Here is a 4,518-nt window from a genome sequence, read left to right as displayed (position 1 = left end):
CACTTCAGAGGTGCCTTGCTGGTTGGTACTGGTGGAAGCGTCAGAACTCCCATCATCCCAGGTCAGCAGGCACCTCTTCTGGTTTCTCCGTCCACAGCCCGACCACTACACGGTGGATCGAGGCTCAAGCCCCAGACCCGGTCGGAGGATCTGGAGCGCGGTACTGGCGGTGAGGCCCGCCAGTGCGGTCCAGGTCCCCGACGCCCAGCGACCCGTCAGGGCGAGTACCACGCCCACGAGCGCCGCCGCGCCCCCCGCACCCGTCAGGACGACGGAGCCGATGTCACCTGTCCGGTCGGCGGTCCGAAGGGCGGAGAACGTCAGCCTGGTCAGGAACATCGTGTACACGCCGACGGCGATGACGGCGAACGGCGCCACGGCCGCGAGGAGTCGTCCGGTACGCCCCGCCGATCCGAGCCCGAGCCTCATGCGCAGGGCGTGCCCGGCGATGTCGGCGGCCTCGCGCATCCGCGTCGTCCTGCTCGCGCCGTCGGTGGCCTCGCGGTGGGCATCGGCTATCTCGTCACCGAACTCCCGGCGGTAGGAAGCCGGGTAGAGCCTCAACAGTGCGTTCATGCCGTGATCACCTTGCCGAGGCCGCCGAGGTTCAGACGCCGGGTCGCCTCCTGGGCGGTACGCGCGATTCGGGCAGCCTCCGCGGCAAGCACCTCGCGGCCGCGCGGGGCCAGCGTGTAGCTGCGCCGCCTGCGGCCCTCCACCACCTCGTCCTCGTGGACGGCGATGAGGTCCTGTTCGAGGAGTCGCTCAAGGGCCCCGTACAACGTTCCGGTACGCATCTTCGTTCGGCCTTCCGAGATCTTCTCGACCTCTTGGGCGATCGCGTATCCGTGCCGGGGGGCATCGGCGATCGCGGTGAGGATGAGCAGGGTCGGCTCGCGCAGAGGTTGATCGTTCACAGGGATCACGATAGCTCGCCATCCGGCATATGTCGATGCCCGACCTATGCTGCTGCCGCGTCCCTGCCGCACCCCGGGTCCGGTCAAGGACGTGAGGCGGATGCGCGGGCCGACGGGCGGGGTGCGTTGTGGGTGCCGACCGTCCGTGTGGACGGAACTGGTCAGAACAGGGCCTCCTGCCCCGGGACGGTGTCCGGCTCGGGCTGGTGCTGCCTGTCGAGCAGTGTGAGCAGTTCGGAGGCCGGGGCGCGAACGCCCCGACCGCCGCCCCGGCCACCCGACATGGACGTCCTTGAGCCTGCCGGAGGCCGGACCGCAGGACGTGCCTCGTGCGGCAGGCCGCTGCCTGTGCGAGCGGCGGTGGCGGTCTGGTCGATCGTGGCTTCACCGGGTGCTGCGTGGGAGTTCGACATGGCTGAACCCTGCCCGCCCGTGGGTCATCTGATGCGACCGCCGGGCACGAGCGGGCGCGTCGCGGGTGTCACGCGTGGGCTCGCGGCCGATGCCCTTGCAGCGCCTCGGGCCTTGGCCGGGGCGGGCGGCAACGGTCAGAACGGATCGATGGACACCTGGCCGGTGGAGGCCGCGCAGACGTCCCAACGGTCCCCGGTACGGCGCAGGTCCAGCACCACCGCGATCGGATCGCCGTCGCCCGGGGTGAGGTCCACATTGACCGAGGCATCGTCGGCGCTCGCGGTGGAGGACACGATGTGGTGCTCGAACGTCGTCGCGAGGGAGTGCAGGACGGCCGCAGGATCCCCCGCGGCGTGGGGGCAGCGGCTTTGCGGACCGGCGGCCGGTGCGGGGCCTCCGCTTCCCACCGCGTCGAGGTACTCGTCCACCGCCCGGTGCAACGGGTTGGACCCCACGACACCGGTCCCCGTGAACACCACCGCCATGACGATCCCGGCCACGAGCAGGGGCAACCCTGCCGCGAGTGCCACCAACAGCACTCCTCTCCTTCGACCTACCCCCACGACGCCCCCGCCCTCCCGCCGGCGACCGGGGTCGGGACCCCGGCCCGGCACAACTCCGGTTTACACAAGGGACGCAGCACGTCCGGCAGCCGTTCCCGGATCGAAGCCGGGTGGTTCGCGGGTTGGCGGGCTGCTTGGTGGGTGGGCCGGCGTAGACCGCCGACCGGTCGCGCACCCGGATCGGGCCTCGTGGTCATGTGGGTTACCGTGGGCTCCGGTTGAGTCTCCCGTGGGGGGGAGACATCAAGCTGGGGACAAGGGCGATGCCGAGAGCATGAAGGGCTGGTGCGATGAAGACGCGCGATCTCGCGTTCGGCTTGTACGCGGACGAGCCGGGGCTGGCGTGGGTCAGCGGGCTCGTCGCGGACGCCGTGAGTTCCCGGAGCGCCCGGATCATCGGTGAGTCCGTCGTCGATTCCTTTGCCGGGAGCGAGCTGTCGACCGCCGACGTGTACGACTTCCTGGCGGAGCAGTGGGCCGTGGAACATCCCGCTCAGGACAGCGCATCCCGTCAACTGATCGAGCTGCGCGTCCACTTGCTGTGTTCCCTGCGGACCTGGCGGGCGATCCGCAAGGCGGTGATCGACGGTCTGTGTCCGGAGGGAACAGCTCCCCACACCTGCCGTGTTCCGTGGATGGCTGCCTGAGGGACCCCGGGCCCCGGCCGCCACCGCCACTCGATCTCCCCACTCCCCGGAATTCGAGACCGGCGGCCCTGCGGAATCGACACTTCGGACGCGGACGTCCCGCCTCCCTCCAGGTCCGCAACCAGATCTCCGTACGCCTGTTGACCGCCCCTCGCCGCCTGCCCACACCGCATCCCGGCCATGGCAGGGGCGAGACGGGGGTGGTGGCGTGCAGCCGAGGAGGCGGTGGTCAGAAGGCGAACAGACCGATCAGGAACGCCACCAACGCGCCGGCGGTGAAGAACGATCCCAGGATGGTGAACAAGAAGTTGACCGCGACCACGTCCCAGCCGTGGATCTCGAACCGGCGGGGACGCTCCGGGTCGTAGCGGACCGTGACATCGGCCCCCACGCGGAAGGGACTCGCGATGGAACTGCGGCCGAAGCTGGATGCGTGCTCGCACGCCCGGCCGTCCGCGGTGGTCCAGGCCGCGACGGGGTGGTAGAACGTGGTGCCTTCATCGCTTCGCGACCGGTTGTGGCGGACGATCCGCCCCTGGGCGGTCACGCCGATACGGCGCAGCACACGGGCGCGGCGAAACCCGTACACGCCGTAACCGAGGAAACCCACGCCGACCGTGAGGGGGATGAGCAAGAAGAGCCATTCGCGTCGCATGTGAGGTGTGACGCGCGCGCGGGAACGCCGGTTGCGTGTACGGGAGGCCGATGACCATGCGGGCTGAATGACGAACGCCGCCCTCCCGTGACGCGACGCGAGTCCCTAGTCCGGGGGCTCGACCGTGGCCTCCTCTGTGGGGCCGCCGCTCTTGGGCACGTCTTCGGGGCGTTCGGTTTCCGGTTCTCCCGGCTTCTTCTCGGGCCTCGTGCCGTCGGCGCCCTCCAGATCGGGGGCCCGGGGCCCGGTCGGGGGCAGGTTGGGGGTCAGGCTCTCCTTCCCGTGTTCCGGGACGGGAGCGGGCAGTTCGGGTTCCTGGCCGTTGCGTTGCTTCATGGCGTGCGCCTACCCAGGGGACCGCTTCTGACGCGGTGCGTTTCCCGCCCATCAGGCACTTCCACGTGTCCGAGAGGCCGAGATCTCCTAGCCGACGCACACGGTCACACGCGGCGCCCCGCCTGCCACGCAGAGCGACAGCCGGTGCGTGGGGTGTGGCCCACGGGCACATCGGCCTGCCGGCGCAGCCAACCGGATGACGTGTCTCGTCCCGGGGAACGGGAAGCACGGCCGGGGAGTCGTGCCTGGCTACGGTGGCTCCGGCCGACCGCTGCGACCTGACCCCTGGAGATGCTCCGTGCCCGTACCCCTCGGCGAGGACGTGGTGGCGCTGCTGCGCCGCCCCAGCACCTGCTACATCGCCACGACGATGCCCGACGGCTCGCCCCAGCTCACGCAGACGTGGGTGGACACCGATGGGGAGCACGTCCTGATCAACAGCGTCGAGTCGCATCAGAAGACCCGGAACATCGCACGTGATCCGCGGGTGGCCGTCGCGGTCGCCGACCCCGCGCAGCCCGCCTCCTACGTCCAGATCCGCGGCCGGGTGGTGAGCGTGACCACCGAGGGCGCGGTCGAGCACATCGAGGCGCTCGCGCAGAAGTACCTCGGCGGCCCCTACCCCTGGTACGGCGGTGCCGACCAGGTCCGCGTGATCTACGTGATCCGGCCCGACCGCATCAGCTCCCCCACCGCCTGACTCCGGGCAGGCGTCTTCCGCGGAGCCGGCGGGGTGCGTGGGTGGTGGGACAATGGCATGACCAGGACGCTGTTTCTGGCGTCCTTCCCCCACCAGGACAGCAGGTCAGGTCATGGCCAAGCAACCGAAGCCGTCCCAGCCCACGCACGGCGAGGGACCCTGAGGGGCCCCGAAGTTCCCGGACAGGGACCCAATAGGGTTGTCCTGTAAGGGATCGAGGGAAGAAGCAAGTGACACGTTCGCGTTCGTACTCGCCGGAGTTCCGTGAAGAAGCGGTCCAGATGGC

General features: G+C 70.0%; 8 protein-coding genes. 2 read left to right on the top strand and 6 right to left on the bottom strand.

Going from position 1 to position 4,518, the window contains the following annotated elements:
- Positions 1 to 105: 105 nt before the first annotated feature.
- The 4 genes from OTB19_RS41680 to OTB19_RS41665 form a co-directional block, all read right to left on the bottom strand.
- Positions 106 to 576 (bottom strand): hypothetical protein, encoded by a 471-nt coding sequence (locus OTB19_RS41680; protein WP_267804078.1) that lies wholly within the window; start codon positions 574 to 576, stop codon positions 106 to 108.
- Complete coding sequence (locus OTB19_RS41675) at positions 573 to 917, bottom strand: PadR family transcriptional regulator (RefSeq protein ID WP_267804077.1); 345 nt, start codon at positions 915 to 917, stop codon at positions 573 to 575. Before OTB19_RS41675 ends, OTB19_RS41680 begins: the two co-directional genes overlap by 4 nt.
- 161 nt (positions 918 to 1,078) lie before the next feature.
- Positions 1,079 to 1,201, bottom strand: coding sequence for a hypothetical protein (locus OTB19_RS41670; RefSeq protein ID WP_267804076.1), 123 nt, complete (start codon positions 1,199 to 1,201; stop codon positions 1,079 to 1,081).
- A gap of 264 nt (positions 1,202 to 1,465) precedes the next feature.
- Positions 1,466 to 1,861: a hypothetical protein gene (locus tag OTB19_RS41665; protein WP_267804075.1), complete on the bottom strand. Its 396-nt coding sequence runs from the start codon at positions 1,859 to 1,861 to the stop codon at positions 1,466 to 1,468.
- A gap of 323 nt (positions 1,862 to 2,184) precedes the next feature.
- On the opposite strand from OTB19_RS41665, the gene OTB19_RS41660 reads away from it, so the two are divergent.
- Positions 2,185 to 2,541 (top strand): hypothetical protein, encoded by a 357-nt coding sequence (locus tag OTB19_RS41660; protein ID WP_267804074.1) that lies wholly within the window; start codon positions 2,185 to 2,187, stop codon positions 2,539 to 2,541.
- 229 nt (positions 2,542 to 2,770) lie between these two features.
- On the opposite strand, the gene OTB19_RS41655 is transcribed toward OTB19_RS41660, so the two are convergent.
- Positions 2,771 to 3,196 (bottom strand): DUF3592 domain-containing protein, encoded by a 426-nt coding sequence (locus tag OTB19_RS41655; protein ID WP_267804073.1) that lies wholly within the window; start codon positions 3,194 to 3,196, stop codon positions 2,771 to 2,773.
- Between the two features lie 105 nt (positions 3,197 to 3,301).
- Complete coding sequence (locus OTB19_RS41650) at positions 3,302 to 3,532, bottom strand: hypothetical protein (protein WP_267804072.1); 231 nt, start codon at positions 3,530 to 3,532, stop codon at positions 3,302 to 3,304.
- A gap of 298 nt (positions 3,533 to 3,830) precedes the next feature.
- Between OTB19_RS41650 and OTB19_RS41645 the strand changes: the two genes are divergently transcribed.
- Positions 3,831 to 4,232: a PPOX class F420-dependent oxidoreductase gene (locus OTB19_RS41645; protein WP_267804071.1), complete on the top strand. Its 402-nt coding sequence runs from the start codon at positions 3,831 to 3,833 to the stop codon at positions 4,230 to 4,232.
- Positions 4,233 to 4,518 lie beyond the last annotated feature (286 nt).

The organism is Streptomyces sp. H27-H5, assembly GCF_026627505.1.
In the GTDB taxonomy this organism is placed as follows: Bacteria; Actinomycetota; Actinomycetes; order Streptomycetales; family Streptomycetaceae; genus Streptomyces.
The sequence above is the reverse complement of the archived record's forward strand: the minus strand, read 5'-3'. Positions and strand labels throughout refer to the sequence as shown.